Origin of the sequence: Streptomyces sp. NPDC051315 (assembly GCF_044455165.1) — a bacterium.
Lineage (GTDB): Bacteria > Actinomycetota > Actinomycetes > Streptomycetales > Streptomycetaceae > Streptomyces.
This window is the reverse complement of sequence record NZ_JBITEN010000020.1, coordinates 1-26,212: the sequence shown is the minus strand read 5'-3', so window position 1 is coordinate 26,212 and position 26,212 is coordinate 1. Positions and strand designations below refer to the sequence as shown.

Sequence of the window (26,212 nt, the reverse complement as noted above, 5' to 3'; positions counted from 1 at the left end):
GGGACAGCGATGGCTTGCTGCCCCGGCGCCGGCCCGGCTGCCGACCCTTACCCCTCGGCGGCCGGGCCGGAAGAAGCGGGGTGCACGTCCGGTCCGGGACGAGTCCACCGGTCGCTCGTCACCGGGCCCCGGCGCACACCGGCTGACACGGGCGGAGCCACCATGAGTCCGACCACGACCACGACCACGACCACGACCACGGCCACGGCCCCGGCCGTGGCGCCCGGCCCTGCGGCGTCCGTCCAACCCCGCCTCCGTATACGGCAGTTGGGAGCGTCAGCCCGTAGATCTGCCGTGGCGGGGTATTCGGGAAGCGACAGCGGTAACCCGTCGAACGTCGAGGAGGAACGTGCCGTGCGCGCCTTGAAGCGCTGGTTCGACCGCTCTCTGACCGCTCAGGCGGTCGTGATCTTTCTGGTGGCCGTGGGTGTGATCGCCCTCCTGTCGGACCGGGACGAGCATCCGGCGTCGTGGTTGATCCAGGGCGCGATCTACACCGCCATCGTCATGGTGTTCCTGGCCGTGCAGCGCCGCAGGACCGGCCGCGCGGTCGGCACCGACCCGCGCGGACTCGCTGAGCTCAACCGCAGGATCCGGCACCGTGAGGTGCCGAAGGACCCCGAGGAACAGGCGGCCATGCGACGGCTCGTCGCCGAACAGCTGGGGCGGATGGAGCGGGGAGGCCGGTGGCTGCCGTACTGGCTGGGGTTCATGGGCCTGGTCGCGGCCGGCATGATCGCTCTCGGGGTGGTCAACGGCTCATTGGCCTTTCCGCTGGTCTTCGCGGTCGGCGTGATCGGGTTCTGTTGCTGGGTCCTCTGGATGCGTCGCCACTGGATGGATCGCTGCCGCTTCATGCGCTCAGCGCTGCAGAGCCGGCACGAACGGGTGTCGTGACTTCGCCACCACGAACGCAGCGATGCCGCCCGGCACCGCCGCACGGCATCGCGCCCAGGACCGCCCCGGTCCACCGGCACCGGCACGCGCCCAAGGTCCGTCGGCCTGACGAGCCGGCTATCCGTCCCGCACAGGCATGACCGGCGGCTTACGTGGCACACGTGGTGAGCATGAGCACCACCGAAGCACGGCGGGGTGACCCGGTCACCACGGTCCTCACCTGGGAGGTGCGCCCCGGCCGGGAGCAGGATTTCGAGGACTGGACGCACGGGATCACCCGCTGCGCCAGACGGTTCCCGGGCAACGAGGGCGTCTCGTGGCTGCGCCCCGAGCAGGGCCACCGCTTCCACGCGGTGCTCCGCTGGTCCGATCCGCACCGGCTCGCCGCGTGGCTGGAGTCGGACGAGCGCGCGGAATGGCACGCACGGATCGAGGGCGTCGCCTCGGAGATCGGCAGTGAGCGGCAGTCGACGTCCGGGATGGAGACCTGGTTCAGCCTGCCCGGCACCACCGTGCAGGCCCCGCCCCGCTGGAAGATGGTGCTCACCACCTTCCTCGGCGCCTATCCGTTCACGCTGCTGATCCAGTGGCTGGCGACACCCCGCACGGGTGCCTGGCCCCTGCCGCTGCGGGCCGCCGTGTTCCCGGTGGTGCTGCTGCCGACGCTGACGTATCTGGTGATGCCACGGCTGAGCCGCCTGCTGCGGCGGTGGCTGTACCCTCCGCCGGACCGGTGATCAGGTGTTGGCCTTCCGGCCTTCCGAAGGACGCCGCCGGGTCGTCCGGCGCCGGCGTGCGGGTGGTGCCACCGGCCGGGGGCGTGGAGGGCGGACACGAACGCCGGCTACCACCCCGACTCGGCCTCATCTCTCTGGTGCGCGGCGTGCGCGTGTCCGGACCGCCGTCCGTCTCGCCGGGCAGCGCTGTCGGTGCCCACGGTTAGGGTGCCCGCCATGGACAAGGGAATGGTGACCGAGTCGCTCTCCGGTTCCTGGGCCGACACCCGGTCGGCCCGGGACGCTCTCGTGGAGCAGGGCGCTGCCGTCGTCGAGGCCGTGCTCGAGGTGCTCTGCGACGAGCAGTCCTGCGTGGACTGGACCGTCTCGGCGGACGTGCTGCGCCGGATCGGCGAGCCCGCTCTCCGGCCCCTGGCAGACGCAGCCGCAGCGGCGGGCTCACCCGAGGTCGCGAGAAGAATCGGATGGACGCTCGGACGGCTGGACGTGGGGGACTACGAGGTCTACGTACCACTGCTGCGTCACGCACTCCCCAGCGTGAGGAGCCACGCCCTCTCCGCCTTCCAGAGCCGGGGAGAGGAGGCAGCGTGCTTCGCCGACCGGTTGATCCCACTGCTGGGAGACCCGGAACCCGAGGTCCGGCAGCGAGCGGTGTGGGCGTTCAAGGCGATCGGCGGGGGAGTCGTCCCCCGGTTGCGGCGACTGCGGCAGGAGCCGGCCACCGGGCCCGGAATCCGCTCGGGCGCTCTGCGGGCGCTCGCTGCCGTCGCCGGGCCGGCCGCGCTGGACAGCCGGGATCTGGAGGCGTGGCGCCGGCTCACGAGGATCAAGCAGCTGACCGAGGTCCCTCACGGCATGCACCTGTGCGGATCCTGGTACGCGGTCCCGAGCAACGACCAGGAGGCGGTGCTGGACGCATTCGACCTGGGCGTTCCCGAACCGGTGACCCTCCGCACGGGGGAAGCGGCCTGGAACCACGACCATCACAGCTGGGACCGGAAGCACCCGCACGACACCTGCGCACGCGTCTTCGTCAGCCCGGTGCTGGACGGCTGGACACTGGTCTTCGGTGACAGCTCCCAGGACACCCACCGCATCGAGGACGCGGACGACCGCGACGAAGTCCTCGCGGACGTGGTGCGCAGGCGGTGCGTCGCCCTCAGCCGCAGGTTCGAGGCCGCGCACTGGTACGGAATGAGCTGCGGTGACGGCTGGACCGCCTGGTGCCTCGCGGAGGCCGGCGACGTGGTGCGCCACTACGACGCGTTCGACGCCGAGGAGCGCGGTGACGAAGGGCCGTCGCACCCGGCCGAGTCCGGGTACCTCCTGCCGCATCAGGACGGTTTCCCCGAGAACGCCTTCGACGGTGTGGACCCTTCGGACCCCGCGGCCGTCGAGACGCGCTGGCGCCGAGTGAAGGAGGAGTTCGGCATACCCGACACCTGCTACGCCAACGACATCGCAGCGCGGCTGTCGGTCGATCCCGGAGCGCTGGGGGCGGACACCGGGATCTCGGGACACGGAGTCCTCGCGCTCACCGCATGCGGCAGGGAACACGGTCACCCCGCCGGAGCGCTGCCCGTGTGATGTGCCGTTCGGCCCCGATGGCAGAGCACAGACGGCACGGCACCTACGGCGGCGGGCGGCCCTCCGAGCCGGGCGGAGGGCCACGGCCCCCGCGGGGTCTCCCCCGGCCTCCCCTGATCCTCCGGGATGCCCACCGGCCGGCGACGGCCGCGGCCGTGGCGGCGCGCCGCTCAGCCTGCTTGTGCCTCAGCGTGGTGGGCCGGCCCTCCGGGCCTGGTCGTAGCGGCTTTCACCGAGGCTCATCAGCGAAGAAGTCCGCCAAGGAGGAAGCAAGTGCTTGCGGAGCCTGTTCGGCCACGTGGTGGCCGGAGTCGATGCCGTGGCCGCGTACGTCTGCTGCCGCCCACCGACGCCAGATCCTCACGGGGTCGCCGTACAGGTCCTCCAAATCGTCCCGGAGTGACCACAGGATCAGTGCGGGGCACTGGATGCGTGTTCCGGCGGCCTGGTCCTCCTGTTCGTGCTGCTTGTCGATGGTCAGGCCGGCGCGGTAGTCCTCCAGCATCGCGCGCACCACGTCGGGATTCCTCGTCGCCTGACGCCACTCGTCGTAGTTCTCCTGGCCCATGCTCTGTGGATCGCCGCGGTACCAGCTGTCCGGATCGGCGTTGATCACCCGCTCGGGGATGTCCGGCTGGGCGAAGAAGAACCAGTGCCACCACTGCGTGGCGAACTCGGCTGTGATGCGGGACAGGTGCTCGGTGAGGGGAAGGCAGTCGATCAATGCCACCCGCGAGACCGCATCGGGGTGATCGAGCGCGAGGCGCAACGCGACACTTCCACCGCGATCGTGTCCAGCAAGCGCGAACCGGTCGTGGCCCAGAGAGCGCATCACCGCCACCACGTCACCGGCGACCGCCCGCTTGGAGTACCCCGCGTGGTCTTCCGTGGCCACCGGGCCGCGAGAGCGGCCGTACCCCCTGAGGTCGGGACAGACGACGGTGAAGCCGCGCCGGACAAGGAGCGGGGCCACCCGGTGCCAGGTCGCGGATGTCCTCGGGTGACCGTGGAGCAGCACCACGGGTGGGCCCTCGCCACCGTAGCGGACGAAGATCGATGCCTCATCGAGCTGAACCCGCCTGGTCTCGAAGCTCTCGAACAAAGCTGAACCCTCCCGGCCCGTTGTCACCTGCCCGCCGCACCCGCAGGCCGCGGACAGTCCCGCCAGGAGGGGGACCAGGGCCGGCAGGCCGCGCCGGCCGACACTTCCCGTCGGCCACTGCGCAATCGACACAGCGTTCCCGTGCTCCTGCCCCCGTGGATGTCGTGAACACAACTGGCCGGCAGCCACGCCCGGCAGACCGGCGTGCGGCCGCCAGTACGCGGGGCCGCGCGTCAGAGGGCGAGGGACGTGAGCCAGTCGGTGAGGATCCGGTTGGTGTCCTCGGGGCGTTCCTGCTGGATGAAGTGGCCGCAGCCGTCGAGGACGTGCGAGGCGACGAGATGGGGCAGGGTGGTGGGGTACGCCGCGATGGCGTGGGCGAGCCAGGTGGTGGAGGCATCCGTACCGCCGCCGACGAACAGCGACGGCTGGATGAGGGGAGGCTCCGTGGAAGTCGGCCAGGTCCTCCCAGTCCCGGTCCATGTTCCGGTAACGGTTCAGGGCGCCGGCCATGCCGGTGCGTTCGAACTCCCCGGCGTGGACGTCGAGGTCATGTTCGCTGAGCGAGGCCGGCAGCCGGCCGGCGGGGAAACGGTCGCGCAGCATGCCGCCACGGCTGACGAAGTGCGGTTCCGGGGCGCCGGGCGCGGGCATGGTGTCGGCGGACAGGGCGGCGTAGAACCCCGCCAGCCACAGGACTTGGGGAACCCGTGCACGAGCGGGACCAGCGGCCCGTTGCCCTGCTCCACCAGGTGTGTTCGGCCGGCCGATGAGGACACCAGTCGGTGGGCGCGGTCGGCTGAGGGTGTCTGAGGCATGGATCGTTCCTCCCGGAGCGTCGTGCGGGGGGAGCCGGTACGGTCGAGCAGTCCGGACTGGCCTGACGTCTCCGCCGCCGAGGGTGACGCCGGCCTGCCGCGCGTACTGCTCGGCAGGCCGGCGGACGGCCGGACGGGATGCGCTGCATGGGCACATGCCTGCGCTGCGGGCCGGGTCCGCGACATCGCGTCAGCCGCAGGCCTCAGCACCGGGACAGATCGGTGCCGGCCGTGCCGGCGGTCGTGACGCGCACCCAGATGCTTCGCCGGCCGGACGGCGAGGGTGCCCACGCCGCCGGAAACCGGCGTGGGTCACGCCACCTTCGGCGCCAGGGCCAGGCCCTGCTTGACGAGCCGGGTGACGTCGTCGGCGAGGATCTCGGGCAGTCCCCGCTCTATGCCGTTCAGCGCCTGGGCGGCGACGTCGGCGGGGTCGATCTTCTGATCGGCCGGAACGAAACTGGCCATGTCGGTGTCCATGTATCCGACGTGCAGTGCCGAGACACTGATGCCGCGGGGCGCCAGCTCCTCGCGGGCGGCGTCGGTCAGAGCCCAGGCGGCGGCCTTGGCTGCCGCGTACGCCCCGAGGCCGGCGGGATGCAGCCAGGACAGTACGGACAGGACGTTGAGTACGGTGCCGCCGCCGTTGCTCTCGATGACCGGGGCGAATGCCCGGGTCACGGCGAGCGGCCCGAAGAAGTTGGTCTCCATCTCCAGGCGCACCGCGTCCAGCTCGCCGGCGAGCAACGGGGTGGCGGTGGAGATCCCCGCGTTGTTCACCAGCAGTGTCGCGTCGGAGGCGATGAGTGCCGCGGCCCGGATCGACTCCTCGTCGGTCACATCCAGGCGGAGGGGCGTGACGCCGGCCAGGTCCACGCTCTCGGGGCGGCGGGCCGCCGCGTAGACCTTGGCCCCGCGCTCCTGGAGCTGGGTGGCCAGTCGGCGTCCGAGCCCCCGGTTGGCACCGGTGACCACGGCGACCGCGTCCTTGAGTTCCATGTCTGCTCCCTGCACTGCTGTCGCCCGGGGACCGGGCTCCCATTAGATTACGGATGAAATCTAAACTGGAGCCTAAAATAGATGACGGCCGACATCAAACAGGGAGGTGGCCCATGGGTCGCGTATCACAGGCGCAGGCGCACGAGAACCGCAAGCGGGTCGTGGAGACCGCCTCCCGGCTGTTCCGTGAGCAGGGCACCCATGTCAGCGTCGCCGACCTCATGAAGGCCGCCGGCCTGACCCACGGCGGCTTCTACAAGCAGTTCGCCTCCAAGGAGGCACTCGTCGACGAGGCCACCGCGCACGCCTTCGGCGAAGTCGCCCGGCTCCGCCAGGCCGGGCTGGAGCGGCATTCCGGCCAACGCGAGGCCGCCCAGCGTGAGTTGATCGACCGCTACCTCTCCGTCGAGCACCGCGACAACGCGGCGGACGGTTGCCCCGTCGCCGGGCTCGCCGCCGACATGGCGCGGGAAAAAAACGGTCATGACGAGGCCCACCGTGTCTACGCCGAGGGCGTGCGCGCCTTCGCCGACTCGCTCGCCACCGAGGACGAGGACGGCGTCATCCGGCTGTGCGCCATGGTCGGAGCCCTCGTCCTGGCCCGCGCCACCAAGGACTCCCCGCTCTCGGACGAGATTCTCACCGCCGCACGCGCAGCCCTGACGGCGAAGGGCTGATCCGACAGACCATCCACGCGCCCGGCCGCACACGCGGGATACGCAGACCCCGCGCCCGGTCGCCTTCACCCGTCGGGCCGTCTTCCAAGCGGCGCGCAGCGTGTCGGCGGACAGTGGCCCAGCGGCGCGACCGGATGCGCCCTTCCCTTCCCTGCCGGCTTCAGCGGGACGCGCGCTGCCCCTCCTCTGGAACGCAGCCCTCCCAGGCGTCACGGACGCGGTCCGCCCACTCACCGCACGGGCTCCGCCCCTGTCATGCCGGGCGCTCTCTTCCCGCGCCGCGAGGCATGGGCCACCGAGTCCGCCGCCCGTCCGGCCCCGTTCGGCGAGACGGGCCCGGAGCCCATGATCCCTGCGTCGTCCAGGGCCTGGGCGCGGGCGGCACGGGGCGTCGATGCCCTCGCTCCGACAGTGGTCGGGCCGGTAGCCTGCGCGCCGTGAAGGTGGGCACCGAAGAGACCCGGCTGGTCGTGCTGCGCGGCAACAGCGCCTCCGGGAAGTCGTCTGTCGCGGCCGGCTTGCGGGAGAGGTTCGGCCGAGGCCTGGCGCTGGTCGGGCAGGACAACCTGCGCCGTGTCGTCCTGCGCGAACGCGACCGGCCGGGAGCCGCCAACGTCGGCCTGATCGACCTGACCGTCCGCTACGCCCTCGACCACGAGTTCCACGTGGTGGTGGAGGGCATTCTGTACGCCGACCACTACGGCGACATGCTCGCCCGACTGCATGCCGACCACCGCGGCCCGACCCACGCCTACTACCTGGACGTGCCGTTCGAGGAGACCCTCGTCCGGCACGCCACCAAGCCGCAGGCGAGCCAGTTCGGCGAGAAGGAGTTGCGCGCCTGGTATCGGGAGCGTGATCTGCTGCCGGCGGCATCGAGGCCGTCATCGGTGCTGACAGTACCCTCACGGCGACCCTCGACCGGATCATGCTCGACACGGGCCTGGGCCGCCTCCCGGCTGTGGATCGGTGACGTCCCGGGTCGGCGGTGGACTCCTGGCCGCCGGCGGACCAGCCGTACGTCGCCGTGGACACCGGAGTGTCGGCGTCGGTGGCGTACCCGCAACCGCGGCGCCCGCGGTGCCGGTCGTCACGAGGTCCAGGACGGGGGCGTCGCCGGCCTCCTGTGCTCGCCGTAGGTGTATGAGGCGTGCGTCCGCGCCCGATACGACCGTGCCGGCTGCCGGAGCGGTGCACTTCGCGGTGGGCGGTGGCGGGTTCGGTGATGCTGTGGCCGCAACGCAGCGGTACTGCGCGACTTGATCGAGCCAGGGACCGGGCCGGGGACCGAGCCAGTGATCGGGCCACTGGTCGACTTCGTCCGAGGGCCGTTGGATGCCGCGGGTGATCGGGCCAGGGACCGGGCCGAAGACCGGGCCAGGGACCGCGCCGGAGATACCGGGTCAGGGACCGGGCCGGAGACCGAGCCAGACATCGAGCCGGGGACCCAGCCCTGTGTCGAGTTCAAGATCGACACAGGGAGTGCACAGGTGATCCACCACTCGCCACTGTCTCCTCCGTAAATGATCTTTAGGTTCTGTGATCAACTCCGCCCCGCGTTCCGCGGCGGAGGCTCCACTGACCTCTGAGAGGCATAGTGCACCGTCACAGATTCGCCCGAATATCCCGCCGTGCGGCGGTCGTCGCGCTCGGTCTGAGCCTGCTCAGCCCGCAGTTCGCCGTCGCCGCCGAGCAGGACGGGACGGGCAGCGCGTCGTCCGCGCTGCCGGCCTACTCCTCCCACTCGTTGAAGCCGGTAAAACTCGAAGTAGGCATCTCCACCGCGCAGTTGAAGAAGTTGCGCGAGCGCGGCAAGGCCGCCGAGCGGTCCGGCAAGCCTCTGCCTGAGCCGGTGATCCCGTTCCAGACGGAGCGACGCCCGGCCGCGAAGCCGTCCAAGGGCGCAACGACCATGACCTTCGCCGAGGCGGCCGAGTTCATGGAGCGGGACGTGCGGCGCAGGACGGCGCCGATGAAGAGCACGGTGGACGACTACCAGCGGCAGCAGCGGGGTGCGCGGACGCCGGCCACGACCACCGCGACGACCGCGGACGGCGGCTTCACGACGATGGCCACGGGTGCGACGATCGGTGAAACGCCGTCGCAGGCCCTGTACGACACGTGCATGACCGACGCGGCCTCCTCCGACGGCGGGCGCGTCTACGACCGGTTCACGTTCTGTCAGCGCGTGCCGATCACGGCCGACTACTGGGAGAAGGACGCGGCGGGCAACCCCGTGGACCACCTCGGCACGACGACGGCCACGCTGGAGATCGTCGCCCAGGGGATCGAGGACCAGCGCAGCATGCGTCTGTTCTCGCAGATCAAGCAGGGCTCCGTGTCGTACGACTGGGGCTGGTGGGACAACATCTGGACCGCGCCCGGCGTACCCCTGTCGCTGTTCGGCACCTGCGCCCCGGGCCAGCTCGACTGCGGCGCCTCCCGCAGCCCAGCGACCCTGACCTGGGACAACTGGAACAACAACCCGAGCTGGGCGTACTGGGACATCAGCAACTCGGCGACCGCCGGCTACGGCCGGGACAAGGTGCTGCCGAGCTTCTGGCAGGTCGAGTACTTCACCGAGTCGGACGACTTCAGCACGGAGGAGCCCGGCACCTCCCCGGTGCAGGTGATCCGCTGCGACTCGGCCACGTACATCTCCGGTCCGTTCGGCGCCGACCGTTCCCACGGGTGCGTGTTCCCCGGCGCGACGCCGATCCTGACGTACAGCCTGAGCGGTACCGAAGCCGCGGTGGCCCAGCACATCCTGGGCGCCCAGACGCGCCCGGAGTACACCTACCCGCGCCTGCCGGCCGCGGAGGACGCGGAGCGTGACAAGGACATCCCGGGCCAGGCCGTCGGGGGACAGCCGGTGCACTACGGCCTGCACCGCATCCACTCGACCCTGAACGCCGAGGACTACCAGAAGAACCGCGACCACAAGGACGGCGCCTGCTACGGCACCGGCCCCTACGCCGCGCAGTACACGGGCCTCGGTCTCGACCCGCGGCCGGACACCTCGACGCAGCAGTGCGACGAGTACCCCTTCGCCTCCACGTTGGAAGGCGCCGGCAGCGCGGAGTGGGACTTCTCCGTACAGGCGGTGCCCATCACCGACAACGCCTCCGCCGGCGGCAAGCTGATCGCCTACTACAACGCGGACCGTATTCTGGCGTGGGACGCGAGCCTTCCGTATCCGGAGGGCAGCAACGACCGGTTCTGGGTCGAGATCGTCGAATAGCCGAACGCCGGGGGCCGTTCTGCGGGCTCCAGGAGCCCCGCGGGGCGGCCCCCGTGCCAGGGAGACCAAACGTATGCACGCACAACCGCTCGACCTGACCAGCATGTGGGGCGAGGGCTGGGCCGTGACGCTCGCGCCCCGCTCGCCCGCCTTCTGCCTCGGCGCCATGGGCGTCACGGAGCCCGCGCCGCTTCCGGAGGGGCTGGCGGCGTTCGCCCAGCGGTCTCCGTTCGGAGGGCCGCCGGTGCTGCTCGCGGCCGCCGACCTGGACGACGAGTGGTCGATCGTCGTCGAGAGCGAGGCACAGACCGGGTGGGTCGGCACGCATCCGGACGTCCTCGAAGCGCTGGCCACTCCGCTGGCGCCGGCCTGCACGGTCACGTCCGATCCGAACAAGGTGCAGGTGCTGTTCCGGGAGCACGGCCAGGGGGTGGGCGGCATGGAGGTCCTCACCAACCGCCGTTGGGGCCACTTCGGTGAGGAGACCCGCCGGGCGCTGCGGGGAGCCGGCTTCCCCGACGACCACGCGACGCCGCGGAACCCGGTACCGGCCGCGCCGAGCGAGGGGGCGCTGGGGCTACTGGCGGCCCAGGCGATCACCGGGGCCGAACTCCGTTCCGAGCATCTCCAGGGGCCCTGGCTGGGCGGCCTGACGGGCAAGCCGTATCCCACCGCTCCTCGGTGAACGGGAGGCCCTGGTCCGTGAGGTCGCCCATGGCCTTCTTCGCCCGACCACCTGGCAGAGGGGCCTCGGTCCTCCGGAGTGACGGCAGCACCGTGACCTGAACCCGAGGGCACAGTCCGACTCGACGGGACGGGGGCACTCGTATGGGAGATGAACGGCACAGGGGCACTCGTACGGGAGATGAGGGGCCCTGTCCTCACTCGGCGCCCACGCCCCGGTGCCCGGCGCAGGCGCACTGTTCCGAGGCTGAGCCCTGGTACCCGGCTGACGCTCGCGAGGCGGCTGGACGTCGGCCCCCTGATGGCGGCGACAGCTGCGAGTGAGGGCCGCGCGCTCCGCACGAGTACGGGCGGCCTTCCGTGACGAGCCGGCCGTGCACAAGGCGTTCGAGGGTGCTTGCGGCGCGGGTGACCCCGTCAGGGGTCCGTGCCGGCGAGCGCGGAACCGGGTCCGCTCGGTCCACTCCACGTCGGGAGCGAGGGTGGCGCGCAGTGCTTCCAGGTCGCCCGTGGCCGAGGCGACGTACTGGCGGCGTACGACGTCGGCGGGGCGGACGCGAAGAAGTCGACGCCCCTCACCACAGGGGCGGGTGTGACCACCGCTCGCATCCACTGCCACCCCGTCTCCGGAAGCGGCGACGGCCATGCGACGAAGCCACCCCCACCCAGCAGCGCAACGCTGGTGAGCGTGGGCGTACCCGGCCGGGCACGGTTCGGGTCCCGGCGGGACGCCCACGCTCTTCCCTCAGGCGGCGGCGGGCTTGCCCGGACCGGGGACGTTGCGGAAGCGGAACGGCTCGGGGTCGCGGCCCGCCTGGATGTACCAGCACTCGCCGGTGCCGTCCCCGGTGATGATCCGCAGTACCGTGTCCGCCACGACCTGAGCCGGGATGACCGGCAGGCCCTGCTTGGAGAGCATGTCGCGCAGCGGTTCGATGATCCGCGACTCGGCGAACCCGGGGCATACGGCGTTGAAGCGCACGTTCTCCGGCGCGAGAGCCGGTCCCAGGGACCGTGCGAGTCCTACGACCGCGTGCTTGTTGGCCGCGTACAGGGGATCCAGCGGTACCGCCGCCAGGCCCGCCAGGGACGAGGTCGCCACGATCGAGCCCCCGCCGCGCGCCCGCAGCGCCGGCAGCACCGCGTGGGTGCCGAAGACCACGCCGTCGAGGTTGGCGCCCATGGCGCGCCGGTAGCGCACCAGGTCGAAGTCCTCGCCGACGCCGCATCCGGTCGCCACCCCGGCGTTGAGCACCGCGATGTCGACACCGCCGCACTGCTCCCGGGCGAAGTCCACCAGCGCACGGTTGGCGTCGGGGTCGGAGACGTCACAGGCGCGGAAGTGGCCGCCGACCAGGTCGGCCACCTCGCGGCCGGCCCGTGCGTCGAGGTCCGCGACGACCACGCGTGCCCCCGCCTTCCCCAGCGCCAGTGCCGTGGCCCGGCCCAGTCCACTGGCGCCGCCGGTGACGATCGCCACCTTGTCCCGCAGCGCGGCGCCGTCCGTCTGTCCCGGACGGGCGGCGTCCCCGCTCTCGGCGGCGGTCACGCCAGCTCCAGGACGAGCTTGCCGACGTTCTCGCCGCGGAAGAGCATCTGCAACGTCTCGGGGAAGTCGTCCACGCTCCCCCTCACCACGTGTTCCTTGACCTTGATGCGGCTGGCGCCGATCCAGGCGGAGATCTCCTGGGCGGCCTGCGCGTAGCGCTTGGCGTAGTCGAAGACGACGAAGCCCTCCATGCGGGCGCGCCGCACCAGCAGCGAGAGGTAGTTGGAGGGGCCCTTGACCGGTGTGGCGTTGTTGTACTGACTGATCGCACCGCAGACCACGACGCGCGCGTGCATCGCCAGCCGGGTCAGGGCGGCGTCGAGGATGTCTCCTCCCACGTTGTCGAAGTAGACGTCGATGCCGTCGGGGGCCTGTCGCCGCAGCGCCTTCCTGACGTCCTCGGCGCGGTAGTCGATCGCCGCGTCGAAGCCCAGTTCCTCGGTGAGCAGCGCGCACTTCTCCGGGCCTCCGGCGATGCCCACGACCCGGCAGCCCTTGGCCTTGGCGATCTGACCCGCGATGGTGCCCACCGCTCCGGCCGCCCCCGACACCACGACGGTCTCGCCGTCCTTCAGCGCCCCGACGTCCAGCAGGCCGAAGTAGGCGGTCATGCCGGGCATGCCCAGCGCGCCCAGGTACGTCGAGGGCGGGGCGAGGGAGGTGTCGATCTTCATGGCGCCTCGGCCGTCGGACACCACGTACTCCTGGACGCCGAACGTGCCGACCACGTGGTCACCCGGCTGGAAGCCGGGGTGGTCGGACGCGGTGACCTCGATGACCGATCCGGCGCGCATCACCTCACCGATGGCCACCGGCGGCAGGTAGGAGGGACGGTCGTCCAGCCAGCCCCGCATCGCCGGGTCCAGGGAGATGACACGCGTCCGGCCCGCGAACCGGCCCGGACCCGGCTCGTCCACGGGTACCGAGGAGTGCTCCCAGTCCTCGGGTTTGACTTCGCCCACGGGGCGGGCTGCCAGGCGGATCTGGCGGTTGTTCGCGGACATGGCGCCTCCTGTCGTTCGCGGCTCCGCCGAAGGGTACCGACCGGTAGGTATGCCCGGCTGTATGACCTTCGCCACACGTCGGCGTCCCCGCTGCGAGGTCCGGCCGACCGGCGAGCCGAGGTCGAAGGACCGCGTCCGCATCGCCTCCGAAACGTGACCCACCGCGGACTTACAGGCATCCCAACCAGTCGGTATGGTGCGCCGCCCGAACCACTTCCCCCGTATACCTCCACGGATCCGAGCCGTAGTGGAAGGCCAGGCGATGACATACCCCGACGAGAACCGGTATCCGCCGACAGCACCTTCCGGATGGCCCCTGCCGCACACCGATTCCCAGGCGTACGGGTACGGCGTGCCTGCTCACGACGCGTACGGCCAAGCCTCGCGGCACGAGCCGTACGGGTACGGCGTGCCTGCTCACGACGCGTACGGCCAAGCCTCGCGGCACGAGCCGTACGCGCAGGAGCCGCATCAGCGCGGCACCGATCTCGACGCCCTCCGCTCGGCCTACCGCCTGCTCCGCCGAGCGTCCACGCTCACCGCACTCGGCTCCTTCGTGGTCTACGTCGTGCTGTCCTGCGGTGCGCCGGGCCTGATGGGGGGGGCCGAGGTCGCGGGGGAGCTGAGCCTGGGCATGGCCCTGGGGATCCTCCAGCTCGGCGTCACCTTCGCCGCCGTCTTCTGGTACGGCCGCAGCGCGCGACGTTCGGTGGATCCGCTGGCCCGCGCCATCAGGGAACGAGCGGCCACCACGGCCCGCAACGCGGGGGCGCCGAGATGAACGACTTCAGCTCCGGGACCCAGGGCACCGTCCTCAAGAACGGCCTGGCCATCGCGGGTGACTACATCTCCGCGGCGACGGTGCTGAGCACCACCGGCATCGTCGCGCTCGCCGGATACGACGGCTATGTCCTCGCGGTCAGCACCGCCCTGTCGCTGGTGCTGCTGATGTTCCTGCTGGCCGAACCCCTGCGGAACGCCGGCAGGTTCACCATGGGGGACGTCCTGGCCCGCAACATGCCGGGGCGGGCCGTGCGTATCGCCGCCTGCGTGGTCACGCTTTCGGCGACCCTGCCCTTCCTCGTCGTCCAGCTCTCCGGGGCCGGATCGCTGCTCACCTTCATCCTGGACCTCCCGCACGTGGCGGGCGCCAGGACGGCTTGCGTCATCATCGTCGGCAGCCTGATGATCATCTACGCGGCGCTCGGCGGCATGAGGGGCACCGCCCTCATCCAGATGATCAAGATCGTGATCCTGCTCGGCACCAGCGCCGTCGTCGCGGCCCTGGTACTGAACCGCTTCGACTGGAGCCCCGGCAAGGTGCTCAGGGCCGCCCAGCACGGCAGCGGTACCGGCCCGGCCTTCCTCCAACAGGGCCTGCAGCTGGGCACCTCGGCCGTCGACCGGCTGGACTTCATCGGCCTCCAGATCACCGTGGTCCTCGGCGTGGCCTGCCTGCCCCACATCACGATGCGCCTGTACTCCGCGCAGGACGTGCCGGCCGTCCGGCGGTCCATGTCATGGGCGGTCGGCACGGTCACCACGTTCTGCCTGCTCGTGATCGTCATGGGTACGGGCGCGGCGGCGCTGGTGGGATCGCAGCGCATCACGGCGGCCGACCCGCAGGGCAGGACGTCGGTGCTCATGCTGTCGCAGGTGCTCGGCGGGGCCCCCGGCTCCGCGGGCGTGACGATCCTCTACTCGGCCGTGGCGGGCATGGTGTTCATCACGCTGCTGTCGTCGGTCGCGGGGATGACCCTGGCGGCGGCCTCGTCGCTCGCCCACGACCTGTTCGCCCATGCGGCGCGCAGGGGACAGGCGGAGCCGCGTACGGAGATGACGGTGGCGGTGTGGACGAGTGTGGGCGTGGGAACCGTGGCCATCGCGCTCTCCACCCTGGTCCAGGGCTGGGACGTCGGCGTGCTGACCACCCTGGCCGTCTGCGTCGGGGCATCGGCGGTGGCACCCGCGCTCACCTACTCCCTGTTCTGGCGAGGATTCACGCGCACCGGTCTGCTCGCCTCCCTCTACGGCGGCGCGGCCTGCGCGCTGCTGCTGATGGTCTTCTCCAAGGCCGTCTCGGGCACCCCGTCCGCCATCTTCCCGAACGCCGACTTCGACCTCTTCCCCATGCAGTCCACCGGACTGGTCTCGATCCCGTTCGGCTACCTGGCGGGCTGGCTGGGCAGCCGTCTCGACCACCGGCGCCGCGCCGCCGGGAGCCAGGAGAGCCGGCGGCAGTACGAGGAGAGCGAGGCACGGCTGCTCGCCGGGGCCGAATGACACGGCGGCGCGGCGGGCTCCGCATGCGGCCCCGACGGCGGCGCAGCCCGCCCAGGTCCCAGGTTCCGGGTCCCGTGTCCGTCAGCACCCTGTCGGGCAGGCCCGCACCACCTGCCCGGCCCACCGTGGCGGACCGCCGACGTCAGGCCGAGGCCGTACGATTTTGCCGCGACACACCTGAGCGGATCGGCCGGAGAGCAGGAGAAGCCGCGCCCTCCGCGGATCGGTCTGCCACCCTGCCCGTCGCGTACGCGGCACCTGCCGGACGCGGGTGGAGGCACTGCGCCGATCCACGCCGCGCGTGGCGCACAGAACACACGGACACCAGCGAGGGAACCCCATGATCTTCATCACCGCCAAGTTCCGAGTCCGCCCCGAACACGCCGACCGCTGGCCCGAGATCACTGCCGACTTCACCCGGGCCACGCGCGCCGAGCCCGGCTGCCTGTGGTTCGACTGGTCGCGAGGTGTGGAGGACCCGACGGAGTACGTCCTGCTCGAGGCCTTCCGCGACGAGGAGGCCGGCGTCGCGCATGTGCGGTCCGCGCACTTCGAGGCCGCGCAGCAGACCCTGCCGCCCCACCTGGCCGAGACGCCGCGCATCGTCAACGTGAGCGTTCCGCAGAACGACTGGTCGCTGCTGGGCGAAATGGCGGTCCCCGGCCAGGAGTAGCCTCCTCTGCCCCGGCGTTCCACCCTCCGAGCCGACAGGAACAACAGGCCGCGCCCGCCCTTATCGGTTGATCAAGTCCCGGGTCTGGGCGTAGACCGTCGCGTCGGCGAGCAGGCCCGTGTGGCTGAGACAGGCGGTCTGGGTGTTGGTCGCGCCGGACAGGGGGACGGAGCTGTCGGGGTTGATCACCGTGTCGCAGGGCGACCACCAGGTCGCGTAGCGGGACGAGCCCGGTGTCTCGTCGCCGGAGTTGAGCGCGGCGAGGAAACTCGAGCCGATGCGCATCTCGGTGCAGGACGTGTCGAAGCAGCTGTTGGCCGTGTCGGTCCCGTGGTTCGGCCCTCCCAGCGACACCCAGGCGTCGACCTTCGTGGCCCCTGCCAGGTTCTTGAGGTAGGAGCGCGAGGACAGCCCGCCCATGGAATGGCTGACGATGTCGACCTTGGTGGCGCCGGTCGCCGCGAGCAGACGGTCGACCTCGGCGGAAAGCTGCTGGGCGGTCGTGGCGTTCGACTGACGCCAGTCATAGGTCCACTGGTCCATGTGGGAGGACGGCCAGCCGTCGGTCCTGAAGCGGTCGGCCATGGTGTTCCAGTTGCTGCCGTCACCGCTGTAGCCGTGCACGAAAAGGACGGGATTGCTGGTGGAGCGGTACGTGGAGCTGCTCGAGGCTTCGGCGGGACCTGATGCCTGTACGGCGAGAAGGGCGCCGGCCGTGGCGGTGGCCGCGGCCACCAGAGATCTCTTCACGAGGGGGCCTCACGGGGTGCGGTTCGGAAACGCGCTCGACGGCGCGCCTGGGCGGGGGAGTGCGTGGGGCGTCTCCCGGGTTGCGGGAGGCCGTGGCCGCGGGTGTGTGGGGGCACGGCCGAGGAGCCGGTTCGCCGCAGCCGCAAGGGACACCGGAGTCGTTGAGGGGTGATGTGAGCGTACTGACCGGTAGGTATCAGTGGTCAAGAGGCGTGCGCCGGTTTTCTCGCGCGGTGGCCGCCCCCAGCGCGGAGGCTGCAAAAGGATCCAACGGAAGTCGTTGATCGTGTGACTGTCGGGCTGTCTGCTCGTCGGCGTGGTCCCGGGGGAAGCGAGTGTCGCCGCCACGACGTGCCTTTCATCCGTTCGGCCCTGTGCAGGGCCGGCAACCGTGCGCCGACGACAGGGCGTGTACCCGGATCTGGGAGGGATCGGTCGACTGACGGCGCACTGTCGCGGTAGCGACTGCCACCGCACGGGTGTAGCGTCGTGATCAAGCAGTCGTGGTTCCGAAGTGCCGTTCGCCCGTGATCGCCATCACGGGCGTTCTTGCTTTTCCAGCGCCTCTCCGGACCAGAGCGATCACCTCCGGGTGCGCAGCGCGCGGGCCCGTTCCCCCCCCACGAAGGAGACAGCCATGGCCAAGGGCACTGTCAAGTGGTTCAACAGCGAGAAGGGATTCGGCTTCATCGAACAGGAGGGCGGCGGCCCCGACGTCTTCGCCCACTACTCCAACATCGCCGCACAGGGGTACCGCGAGCTGCAGGAGGGCCAGAAGGTCGAGTTCGACGTCACCCAGGGCCAGAAAGGCCCCCAGGCGGAGAACATCCGCCCCGTTTGACCCCGCCGCTGCAACAAGGCCCTGCTGCCGACCACGGCACGCCGGGCCTTCCGGGGGCGAACGTCACGACGGCCCTGTGACCGCCCAACCCCACTCGCACCCCGGGCAACACGCTCCATCCTGGGTGACGTCGTTACCACCCGGGCGTATGAGCCCTCGCGGCGCCTGCGTTCGCCTGTGTGCCCGGGTTGCCGGTCGGCTCACAGGAAGCGCCGGATCGGGATGACCGCGGCTTCCTTGGCGCGTCGCAGCGTGGCCCGTCGTGTCCATCGAGCGGGGTCGATGTCCAGGCTGCGCTCGAGGTCGGCCTCGTAGTCGCGGTCGAGCGAGGCCGTGAACTCCTCGTCCAGGACGGCGAGCATGACCTCTTCGTCGTGGTGCATGGACCGGCGGTTGAAATTGGTGGATCCGATGAGAGAGGCAACCGAGTCCACGGTGATGATCTTGGCGTGCATCATGGTCGGCTGGTACTGACGGATGCGCACCCCGGCCTGCAACAGACGCGTGTAGTGGTGTTGACCGGCGAGCTGACAGGCACGCTGGTCAGTGTGAGGGCCGGGCAACAGAATCTCGACGAGCACGCCGCGACGAGCGGTCGCGCAGAGCAGGTCGATGAAGTAGCGGTCTGGGGCGAAGTAGGCGGTTGCCAGCCGGAAGCGTTCCTCGGCGGAGCTGAGCATGACCCGGATGAGGGTTTGCATGTCCTGCCAGCCGATGCTCGCGGAACCGCGAACGACCTGCACCACCGACGAGCCGGCGCGCGGGTGTTCCGTGAAGCGGTCACGGTCGTCGAAGAGTTCGTCGTGGCACTCCGCCCAGTTCTGCGCGAACGCGGCCGCGATGCCGTCCACGGCCGGACCGCGCACCTGGACGTGGGTGTCTCGCCACTCGGCTGGGTTGCGGGCATCCCCGCACCACTCCTCCGCGATCCCCACGCCGCCGGTGAAGGCGGTGTGCTCGTCGACGATGAGGGCCTTGCGGTGACAGCGGTGATTCTGTTTGAACGGCGACAGCCACACGGGTTTGCGGAACCAGGCCACCTGGACGCCCGCGGTGCTCATGAGGTCCAGCAGTCGCCCCTCGATCTGCTTGGCGCCGAAGCCGTCGAGCAGCAGGCGCACGCGCACCCCCGCGCGGGCGCGGTCGGCCAGAGTGACGGCGAAGTCGTGAGCGATCCGGCCCCGCCAGTACACGAACGTCATCATGTCGATGGTGTGCCGAGCCGAACGGATCGCCCCGAGCATCGCGGGGAAGATCTCATCACCGTTGCGCAGGGGCACGAGATCGTTTCCTTCGGTGGCGGCCACGCCGAGCAGGCGCTCCAGCCGACGGCGTAGCCGCTGCTTGCGCGCTTCTGCGTCGGGCGCGGTGCCGCGGGCAGGGGGTACCGGTATGCCGTCGAGTATCACGCCGAATCCCCCACTGAACCATGAAGACAGAACGTCACGGGCTGCTGGACGCGTCCGAACAACCACATGCCCGGCCTGTACCGCGTCACACCAGGCGGTCTGCCCGAACCGAGCGGATCGGAAGGGGAGGGGCTTCGTCCACACCGGAGACGAAGAGGAACGGCTTCGTGCACGGCACGTCGGCCGAGCGCCTGAGGTGTTGTGGCCGGAGGGGCGGGGCAGGGCGGACGCTGCGGCGAATCGGGGCGTGATCAGCTGGGTTCGCGTCGGCCGCGCCGCCGTCAGCGCGGCCGCGACAGGCGGGGGCGACGACAGGCCGGGGGATGTCGGCGGGGGAGAGGCCGGGGCGGGCACGGCGCAGGGGTGCGGGGTGGCGCCACCGGCCGGAGGCGGCGCGGGTTTTGCCGGCGTCGGCCTCCGAGACGCGCCCCTTTCGCGGAGCGATGACATGGGATACGCGCGGCAGCCCACGCCGCGCAGGTGGGCCCGCGCCGCCCACGTCAGCCCACGCCGCGCAGGTCGGCCCACAGGCCCACGTCAGCCCACTTCGGCCCACAACACGTTGTCACGGGCCGTTGTCACGGCCCCGGTCCTGGATCCGGCTGCACGGCCTCGGTGATGCCGGCTCGGGCCGCTTCGAGCTGAGCGGCGAACGCGATGCCCAGGAACAGCGCCACACCGGTCAGGTTGGCCCACAGCAGCAGGGCGACGAACGCCGTCAGCGGTCCGTACACCGCGCCGAACGATCCGCTCTTGGCCACGTAGAGCGCCAGCAGCCACGTGGCCGTGACCCACAGGACCAGGTGGACCGCCGAGCCGAACGCGAGCCAGGTGTAGCCCGGCTGGTCCCTGCGCGGAGCCCAGCGGAAGATCACCGCCGACGCGACCCAAGCGAGTACCACGCCCAGTGGCACTTCCAGGGGCCTCCACCAGTCGAGCCGCTCTCGGGGCCAGCCGAGGGCCTGCACGACCGCGTTTCCGACGGCATCCCCCGCGACGAGCACGAGGAACCCCAGGACCATCGGCATGCCCGCTGCGAGGGCGAGGAGCAGGGACCGCCCGTACTTGGCCAGGAACGGCCGGTCGCGCTCGATGCCGTAGATGCGGTTGGCGCCTCGCTCGACCTGTCCCATCGCCGAGGCAAGGTTGAGTATGGCGAAGGCGAGACCCAGCCACATGGCGACGGCGTTCCAGACTCCGGAACCGGCGCTGCGCGCCGTGGCGTCCAGAGCGTCCTCGATCAGACTCGCACTGGCGCCCGGCACGATCTGGCCCAGGGTGAGTTCGATGATCCGCCCCACGCTCTCCGTGTGCACGGTGGTGGCCACACCGACCAGCGCGATGGTGAACGGCACCAGCCCGAGGACCACTTGGAATGCGAGCGAACGGGAGTTGGTGAAACCGTCGGCGTAGCGGAACCGGGCGAACGCGTCGAGGAACAGTCGGCGGCCTCCGTAGTGCCTCAGCGCGGTGAGCGCCTCGTCCCCGGACAGCTCGTCCCCGATCATGTCCCGCGTCTGCGGGACGTGCACAACGGTCCCCATGGAGACGTCTCCTCCTGTAGTTCGCGCGGCCGGATGAGGAACGCGCCCTTGCCGCCGGGAGAACCGTACAGCCGGACGACCGCGGGGTCGGCCGTCCGGTGGGTCCAGGGTGACTGCCGGCCGGCTGGTGCGGTGGGACGGAGGAGTGGGTGAATGAGCCGGCGTGGTCGGCCGACGACGCCGGCCACGGACGGGATCGTCGAGCGGGGGCAGGAACTGGGTGACGTCGTTGCGCTGCCGCCGGTCAGCGACGCTGCGAGCGGGATGCCCTGCCTGACGGCGATGTGATGGTGTTTGCTGCGCGGGATCGGCTCCGCCTCGGTCGCCCGTCACCTCGCACCTGGGCCAGGAGTTGGACGCACTCGGCGGTGGCAGCGTCGACTGCGGCGCGGTCGGCGGCGGTGAGGCGCGTACGCCGGGCGGACCAGCGGCGCTGCTCGGCGATCAGGCCTCGGCCCGCGCGGTTCGGCCGCTCTCCGCGCCTCGGCGACCGACAAGAACCGTGACAGGGGTACTCCGGGCTCTCAGGGGTACGCGTGTCCAGCGCCCCCTCGGAAAGGCGCCTGCACGCAGCAATCGTTGAAGTAGTGGGAGATGACATGAGGCTCCGCCAGTCGGCTTCGGCACTGTCCCGGTGGTCCGCGGAAGTGCTGGCGGGGCGGTATCGCCTGGACGCGGTCATCGGCTCGGGTGGCGCCGGTGACGTCCACCGCGGATTCGACCTACGCCTGAAACGACCGGTGGCAGTCAAGATCTTCCGCGCCGGGGCCGACCTCGACATGGAGGAACGCTTCCACAACGAGGCGGTGATCCTGGCCCGGTTGCAACATCCCGGCCTGGTCACGGTCTACGACGCCGGACGGCACCGCGGCCACGCCTACATGGTCATGCAGCTGATCGAAGGCCTCACGCTGAAGGAGCGCATCGCCGCAGGCCCCCTGGCCCCCGGCGAAACCGCCGCGCTCGGTGCCGACCTCGCCCGGGCTCTGTCCCACGCGCACGAGGAAGGGATCGTTCACCGTGACGTGAAGCCCTCGAACATCATCCTGGACGCGTCCGGCCACCCCCACCTGACCGATTTCGGTATCTCCCTGCTGCTCGACGCCACCACCCGCACCGCTACCGGCGAACTCATCGGCACAGCCGCCTACCTGTCCCCCGAGCAGGTGCTCGGCCAGTCCGTCGGCCCGCCGGCCGATGTCTACGCCCTTGGGCTGGTGCTCCTCGAATGCGTCACGGGCAGACTCGAATACGACGGTGGTCCCCTGGAGGCCGCGATCGCGCGACTTCACCGTCGGCCCGAACTGCCCGGCTTCCTGCCGGAAGACCTCGCGGCCCTGCTGCGGGACATGACGGCTTTGGAGGCGCGGGACCGCCCACCGGCACACGACTGCGCCCGGACACTGACCGCCCTGAGCGGCACGACCGATCCCGAGTCCGTTCCGTCCCCGGCTGACGTCACGAGCATGGTTCCCAGGCAGGCGCCGGCGCGGGCCGACGTCACGCATCCGCGTCCGTCGCACCCCGCGGGCGTGAGCACGACGAAGGACGCGCCCGCGCGGGGACGCGTCCTGGTAGCCGGTGGAGCCGCCGCGCTCGCCGCTGTCATGGCCGCCGCTCTCGCCGTCTCCGACGGCTCCTCGTACCAAGGAAGCGGTGACAAAGCGACACGGGCCGCCAGCGGCCCCTCCGCGGAAGCCGTCTCCCCAGGCACGTCCGCTCCCAGGAACGGGGCAGGACCTGCGGCTCCGACGCCCTCGCCCCGCGATGCCTCCGCCGAACAGCTCCGAGCCCCCGATCCGGATGACCCCGGTCTCGGTCAAGGATCCGGTTCGGCCTCCGCCGCCCCGAGCCGGGAGCCGGTCGCCGGCACCGGCACACAGGGCACCACCGCCGCACCGTCGCCTTCCACCGCGGCCGGCACACCGGACAGTCGGGTCACGGAGGTGTCCGACAAGGCAACGCGTGCCGAGACCGGGGCACAGACCCCCAGCGAACAGCCCGGGAAATCCAGCAAGGCCGCGAAGCCTCGGGAGAAGGCACGGACGAGCAAGGACTGACCAGCCTGCGCGTGCGTGACCAGCGGCGGCAGACGGCGTGGTCGCAGCCCCTGTCGCCGTGGATCCAGCCCGCCCGCGTCGGCGCCGGACGCCCCCCCGCGAGCGGATGGGCGCCATGCCCTGCACCAGCGGGATGTGTACCTGGCGCCCCGCCCGGCCGGCTCATGGTCTGTCACCCGGTCTCAGGGCTCCACGCCCCAGCGTCGCGCGATTGCCTCGAGGCGTTCGAGTTCGTGTCGCGCTGCTGTCGGGTGGGCGAGATCGAGGGCCATCCCGGCCCGGGCGGTGATGTAGAGGATGTCCTGGCGGGTGGCGGCGTCGAGGCCCGGGGCGGTCCGGAGACGGCGGCCCGTGACGCTCAGGTAGATCGCGATGCTGTCGAGATCCTCGCGCAGGGACACAGGAAGAACCTGCCGCAGTTCGTCCTTGGCGTAGTCGCGCGCCTGCCGGTCCGCCTCGTGGGGGCCGGGTTCCAAGGGAGCGCAGGGAAGGCCGGCTTCTCGGGCGTCGGCGTACATGTCCGCCACCAGGGCGCGTGCGGACGCGGGATCGCCCCCGGCGTCTGCCGCGCGGGCCGACTCCAGCATGGAGCGCAGGCGGGCCCGGACCTGAGGATCCTCGCCGGTGTGGGCGTTCAAGTAGCCGGACCACACGTCGAACGCCTTGCTCAGCTCGGCATCCAGCATGATCTTGTACACGTCCGGCACTTCGCCGCCCCTCCTGCCGGGCCATCCCGGCATGGACGGCAGCGGACAGGATAGGCCGGGCGCTGGGAGCACTGCCCGTGAATTACCCGGTGCAGCGCGCTGGAGCCCCGCGTTCACCTGAGATGCTCAGTCACGTGTGCCCTTCGCAGTCATCGCCTGACGGGGTCGGTGGTCAGGCGAACGGGTCGGAGTCGGCGTGGAGCCGGTCGCGGATCTCCTGCCGCTTCCGCTGGGCCGACAGGGAGGGGAGGCCTGCGATGGCCTCAGCGGGCCGGCCTTGTCTGATGAGGAGGTTCGCCAGCTCTTGTGGCGCTTGTGACCCGGCGGACGATCGGAGCAGGGCGAGGGCCTCGTCCACGCGGCCGACCTTCTCCAGCAGCCGCGCGATCGTCCCGTCCCTGTCCCAGCACTCCTCCGGCGACAGCGCCATGGCCTCCGCGATGGCCTCCTCGTGGCGTCCGGCCGCCGCCAGCAGCCACAGCCGCTTGGAGTTGACCGAGTACGCGTGCTCCTTGACGTACTGTGCGCTGCGCTCGTCCAGGAGTCTCAGAGCCTGCTCCGGTCGCCCGTCCTCGACCAGCAGGTGCAGCACCCATTCCAGGTGATTGCCGCAGTCGTAGTACTCGAAGGTGGGCCGTCCGACCTCGACGGCGTCGTCGATCCGGCCCTGTCGGGCCAGCAGGTCCACGAGGGTACTGCGGTGGTGGGGATGGTCGGTGGCGTGGATGATCTCCCGCAGAATGATCTCGGCCTCCTGCGCCCGGCCCCGGTCCTCCAGCGCCTTCACATACGGCTTCAGGGCGGCGGTCGCGTGGTCGCCGGTGGCCAGCTCGCGCAGCTCATCGATGCGACCGTGACGCGCCAGCAACTCCGCGTAGAACTCGACGGTGTTCTGCACCAGGTACCGGCACGAGGTCACGTCCGCCCCGAGCCTGCGGACCGCCTCGTCGACGCGCCCGGCACGCTCGAGGACCCGGGCCTGGAGAGTCAGGGCCTGCTCGCCGGGATGGCACCACTCGCCTTCCGCCCTGGCCCGTCGGGCTCCCTCCGCCCAGGGGGCCAACAGCTCCAGGACACGTTCGTCCCGATCCCGCCCCTCGGTCATCTCCACCAGGGTCGACTGCAGCCACCAGTCCTCGAGGTGGGGAGCGAGGACCTCGATCGCGTCGTCCAACCGCCCGGCTCGGGCGAGCAGCAGGGCGTAGTCCCGCCACTGGCGGCCCTCCTTCACCGGCTCGTCCGGGCGGACCAGGGCCAGTGCCTCGTCGACCCGCCCCGTCCGGAAGCGGACTTCGGCGGCCTCTGTGACCGCGGGCTTCCAGCCGGTTGCGGCGAACGGCTGGATCACGGCCCACGCCCTCTCGTGGTTCCCCGCCGCACACAGTTCGCGCACCGCCGCCAGCGCGCAGAACCACTCACCCCGCTCGCCCGCGGCCTGCTCCACGAGATCCAGGTGCCCGAGGCCGAGGAGGAGGTCCGCCGTCCGGGGTGTGATGCCCCCGTACGTCCGCGCCTGCCACTGAAGATCATCGACGTTCATGGCGGGGAGCATAGGGAGGCCCACTGACATTCCCGTCGGCCGAATGACCGCCCGAAGGGTGGCTCTGGGCCGGCAGGAACGTGGCGTGGTGCGGCAGGCGGACGCAGTGGGGTGGGCGGGTGCGCGAGGTACTGGAACGCCGACGGGGCGGCGTACGCCGACACGATGTCGGAGTACGCCGCCCTGGAGGAGGACGAGGTGCCGGCCCTACTTCGGGTCGCGGTTGAACAGCGAGGTGGACCAGCGGTAGCCGAGCACCGCGAGGCCGAGGCTCCAGGCGACGGCGAGCCATCCGTTGTGGCCGATCTCGGTGCCGAGCAGCAGTCCGCGCAGGGTTTCGATGGCCGGGGTGAACGGCTGGTACTCGGCGATCGGCCGGAACCAGCCCGGCATCGCGTCGACGGGGACGAAGGCGCTGGACAGGAGTGGCAGGACCATCAGTGGCAGGGCGTTGTTACTGGCGGCCTCGGCGTTCGGGCTGGACAGGCCCATGCCGACCGCGATCCAGGTGAGCGCCAGGGAGACGAGCGCCAGCAGCCCGACCGCCAGCATGCACTCCGGGAGGGTGGCATCCGTGGTCCGGAACCCGATCGCCACCGCGACGGCCCCGACGAGGACCACGCTCATCACGCACTGCAGCACACTGCCGACGACGTGCCCGATGAGTACCGACCCGCGGTGGATCGCCATCGTACGGAAGCGGGCGATGATGCCCTCGGTCATATCCATGGCGACGGACACCGCGCTGCCGATCGTGGTGCCGCCGATGGTCAGCATCAGGATGCCCGGGACGAGATACGCGAGGTACGCGGACCGGCCGGTGCCTCCGTCCCCGATGCCGGCGCTCATCACGTCGCCGAAGATGTAGACGAAGAGCAGTAGCAGCATGATCGGCGTGAGCAGCAGGTTCAGGGTGAGGGACGGGTAGCGCCGGGCGTGCAGCAGGTTGCGGCGCAGCATCGTGGACGAGTCGCGTACGGCGAGGGAGAGCCGGGCCGGGCGGGCGGGAGCCAGGGGGGTGCTCATCGGACGTTCTCCTTGGGCTGGTGGGGGACGTTGGCGGGGCCGGTCAGGGCGAAGAAGACGTCGTCGAGGTCGGGGGTGTGCACG

The 26,212-nt window shown here is 71.0% G+C and carries 22 protein-coding genes and 3 pseudogenes; 13 read left to right on the top strand and 12 right to left on the bottom strand.

Annotated elements, in window-relative coordinates; all coding sequences use genetic code 11:
* Window positions 1-354: 354 nt before the first annotated feature.
* The 3 genes from ACIBBD_RS31065 (at window position 355) to ACIBBD_RS31055 (ending at window position 3,221) form a co-directional block, all read left to right on the top strand.
* Window positions 355-897 carry a hypothetical protein gene (locus ACIBBD_RS31065; RefSeq protein ID WP_399422890.1) on the top strand — a complete coding sequence of 181 codons (543 nt, stop codon included), beginning with the start codon at window positions 355-357 and terminating at the stop codon, window positions 895-897.
* 170 nt (window positions 898-1,067) lie between these two features.
* Window positions 1,068-1,634 (top strand): antibiotic biosynthesis monooxygenase, encoded by a 567-nt coding sequence (locus tag ACIBBD_RS31060; RefSeq protein WP_399422889.1) that lies wholly within the window; start codon window positions 1,068-1,070, stop codon window positions 1,632-1,634.
* A gap of 216 nt (window positions 1,635-1,850) precedes the next feature.
* A complete protein-coding gene (locus tag ACIBBD_RS31055; RefSeq protein WP_399422888.1) occupies window positions 1,851-3,221 on the top strand; it encodes a HEAT repeat domain-containing protein in 1,371 nt (456 codons plus the stop codon).
* A gap of 229 nt (window positions 3,222-3,450) precedes the next feature.
* Here ACIBBD_RS31055 and ACIBBD_RS31050 read toward each other — a convergent pair whose 3' ends face one another.
* From ACIBBD_RS31050 to ACIBBD_RS31040, 3 genes and pseudogenes are all read right to left on the bottom strand, one after another.
* Window positions 3,451-4,323: an alpha/beta fold hydrolase gene (locus tag ACIBBD_RS31050; RefSeq protein WP_399422887.1), complete on the bottom strand. Its 873-nt coding sequence runs from the start codon at window positions 4,321-4,323 to the stop codon at window positions 3,451-3,453.
* 233 nt (window positions 4,324-4,556) lie between these two features.
* Window positions 4,557-5,016 (bottom strand): annotated as a pseudogene (locus ACIBBD_RS31045) (alpha/beta fold hydrolase); the annotation flags it as partial.
* A gap of 437 nt (window positions 5,017-5,453) precedes the next feature.
* Entirely contained in the window at window positions 5,454-6,140 is a 687-nt protein-coding gene (locus ACIBBD_RS31040; RefSeq protein WP_399422886.1) for an SDR family oxidoreductase, read from the bottom strand.
* Between the two features lie 113 nt (window positions 6,141-6,253).
* On the opposite strand from ACIBBD_RS31040, the gene ACIBBD_RS31035 reads away from it, so the two are divergent.
* From ACIBBD_RS31035 to ACIBBD_RS31020, 4 genes and pseudogenes are all read left to right on the top strand, one after another.
* Window positions 6,254-6,817, top strand: a complete 564-nt coding sequence (locus ACIBBD_RS31035) for a TetR/AcrR family transcriptional regulator (RefSeq protein ID WP_399422885.1) — start codon at window positions 6,254-6,256, stop codon at window positions 6,815-6,817.
* 428 nt (window positions 6,818-7,245) lie between these two features.
* A pseudogene (locus tag ACIBBD_RS31030) lies at window positions 7,246-7,790 on the top strand (AAA family ATPase).
* A 624-nt stretch (window positions 7,791-8,414) separates the two neighbouring features.
* A complete protein-coding gene (locus ACIBBD_RS31025; protein WP_399422884.1) occupies window positions 8,415-10,058 on the top strand; it encodes a NucA/NucB deoxyribonuclease domain-containing protein in 1,644 nt (547 codons plus the stop codon).
* Between the two features lie 73 nt (window positions 10,059-10,131).
* Window positions 10,132-10,743: a hypothetical protein gene (locus ACIBBD_RS31020; protein ID WP_399422883.1), complete on the top strand. Its 612-nt coding sequence runs from the start codon at window positions 10,132-10,134 to the stop codon at window positions 10,741-10,743.
* Between the two features lie 379 nt (window positions 10,744-11,122).
* Here ACIBBD_RS31020 and ACIBBD_RS31015 read toward each other — a convergent pair.
* The 3 genes and pseudogenes from ACIBBD_RS31015 to ACIBBD_RS31005 form a co-directional block, all read right to left on the bottom strand.
* Window positions 11,123-11,292 (bottom strand): annotated as a pseudogene (locus tag ACIBBD_RS31015) (DUF4440 domain-containing protein); the annotation flags it as partial.
* Window positions 11,293-11,487: 195 nt separating this feature from the next.
* On the bottom strand, window positions 11,488-12,291 hold the full coding sequence (locus tag ACIBBD_RS31010; RefSeq protein ID WP_399422882.1) for an SDR family NAD(P)-dependent oxidoreductase: 804 nt from the start codon (window positions 12,289-12,291) through the stop codon (window positions 11,488-11,490).
* Entirely contained in the window at window positions 12,288-13,295 is a 1,008-nt protein-coding gene (locus ACIBBD_RS31005; protein ID WP_399422881.1) for an NADP-dependent oxidoreductase, read from the bottom strand. The genes ACIBBD_RS31010 and ACIBBD_RS31005 overlap by 4 nt, the downstream gene beginning before the upstream one ends.
* 409 nt (window positions 13,296-13,704) lie before the next feature.
* On the opposite strand from ACIBBD_RS31005, the gene ACIBBD_RS31000 reads away from it, so the two are divergent.
* From ACIBBD_RS31000 to ACIBBD_RS30990, 3 genes are all read left to right on the top strand, one after another.
* The gene (locus tag ACIBBD_RS31000; RefSeq protein ID WP_399422880.1) at window positions 13,705-14,076 is read left to right on the top strand and encodes a DUF485 domain-containing protein; all 372 of its coding nucleotides are present in this window, start codon (window positions 13,705-13,707) and stop codon (window positions 14,074-14,076) included.
* On the top strand, window positions 14,073-15,578 hold the full coding sequence (locus tag ACIBBD_RS30995) for a cation acetate symporter (RefSeq protein WP_399422879.1): 1,506 nt from the start codon (window positions 14,073-14,075) through the stop codon (window positions 15,576-15,578). Before ACIBBD_RS31000 ends, ACIBBD_RS30995 begins: the two co-directional genes overlap by 4 nt.
* Window positions 15,579-15,918: 340 nt before the next feature.
* Window positions 15,919-16,251, top strand: coding sequence for a putative quinol monooxygenase (locus ACIBBD_RS30990; protein ID WP_399422878.1), 333 nt, complete (start codon window positions 15,919-15,921; stop codon window positions 16,249-16,251).
* Window positions 16,252-16,311: 60 nt separating this feature from the next.
* Here the strand turns inward: ACIBBD_RS30990 and ACIBBD_RS30985 are convergent, their stop codons facing one another.
* On the bottom strand, window positions 16,312-17,001 hold the full coding sequence (locus ACIBBD_RS30985) for an esterase/lipase family protein (protein ID WP_399422877.1): 690 nt from the start codon (window positions 16,999-17,001) through the stop codon (window positions 16,312-16,314).
* Between the two features lie 637 nt (window positions 17,002-17,638).
* Between ACIBBD_RS30985 and ACIBBD_RS30980 the strand changes: the two genes are divergently transcribed.
* Window positions 17,639-17,842: a cold-shock protein gene (locus ACIBBD_RS30980; protein WP_086766595.1), complete on the top strand. Its 204-nt coding sequence runs from the start codon at window positions 17,639-17,641 to the stop codon at window positions 17,840-17,842.
* Window positions 17,843-18,042: 200 nt separating this feature from the next.
* On the opposite strand, the gene ACIBBD_RS30975 is transcribed toward ACIBBD_RS30980, so the two are convergent.
* Both ACIBBD_RS30975 and ACIBBD_RS30970 read right to left on the bottom strand, forming a co-directional pair.
* Window positions 18,043-19,251 (bottom strand): phosphatidylserine/phosphatidylglycerophosphate/cardiolipin synthase family protein, encoded by a 1,209-nt coding sequence (locus tag ACIBBD_RS30975; RefSeq protein WP_399422876.1) that lies wholly within the window; start codon window positions 19,249-19,251, stop codon window positions 18,043-18,045.
* Between the two features lie 578 nt (window positions 19,252-19,829).
* Window positions 19,830-20,795 (bottom strand): YihY/virulence factor BrkB family protein, encoded by a 966-nt coding sequence (locus ACIBBD_RS30970; RefSeq protein WP_399422875.1) that lies wholly within the window; start codon window positions 20,793-20,795, stop codon window positions 19,830-19,832.
* A 153-nt stretch (window positions 20,796-20,948) separates the two neighbouring features.
* Between ACIBBD_RS30970 and ACIBBD_RS30965 the strand changes: the two genes are divergently transcribed.
* Complete coding sequence (locus ACIBBD_RS30965; RefSeq protein WP_399422874.1) at window positions 20,949-21,083, top strand: hypothetical protein; 135 nt, start codon at window positions 20,949-20,951, stop codon at window positions 21,081-21,083.
* Between the two features lie 311 nt (window positions 21,084-21,394).
* Complete coding sequence (locus ACIBBD_RS30960) at window positions 21,395-22,855, top strand: protein kinase (RefSeq protein WP_399422873.1); 1,461 nt, start codon at window positions 21,395-21,397, stop codon at window positions 22,853-22,855.
* Between the two features lie 182 nt (window positions 22,856-23,037).
* Here the strand turns inward: ACIBBD_RS30960 and ACIBBD_RS30955 are convergent, their stop codons facing one another.
* From ACIBBD_RS30955 to ACIBBD_RS30945, 3 genes are all read right to left on the bottom strand, one after another.
* Window positions 23,038-23,595, bottom strand: coding sequence for a hypothetical protein (locus ACIBBD_RS30955; protein ID WP_399422872.1), 558 nt, complete (start codon window positions 23,593-23,595; stop codon window positions 23,038-23,040).
* Window positions 23,596-23,734: 139 nt separating this feature from the next.
* On the bottom strand, window positions 23,735-25,102 hold the full coding sequence (locus tag ACIBBD_RS30950; RefSeq protein ID WP_399422871.1) for a hypothetical protein: 1,368 nt from the start codon (window positions 25,100-25,102) through the stop codon (window positions 23,735-23,737).
* A gap of 207 nt (window positions 25,103-25,309) precedes the next feature.
* Window positions 25,310-26,128, bottom strand: a complete 819-nt coding sequence (locus tag ACIBBD_RS30945) for an ABC transporter permease (RefSeq protein WP_399422870.1) — start codon at window positions 26,126-26,128, stop codon at window positions 25,310-25,312.
* Window positions 26,129-26,212: the final 84 nt, after the last annotated feature.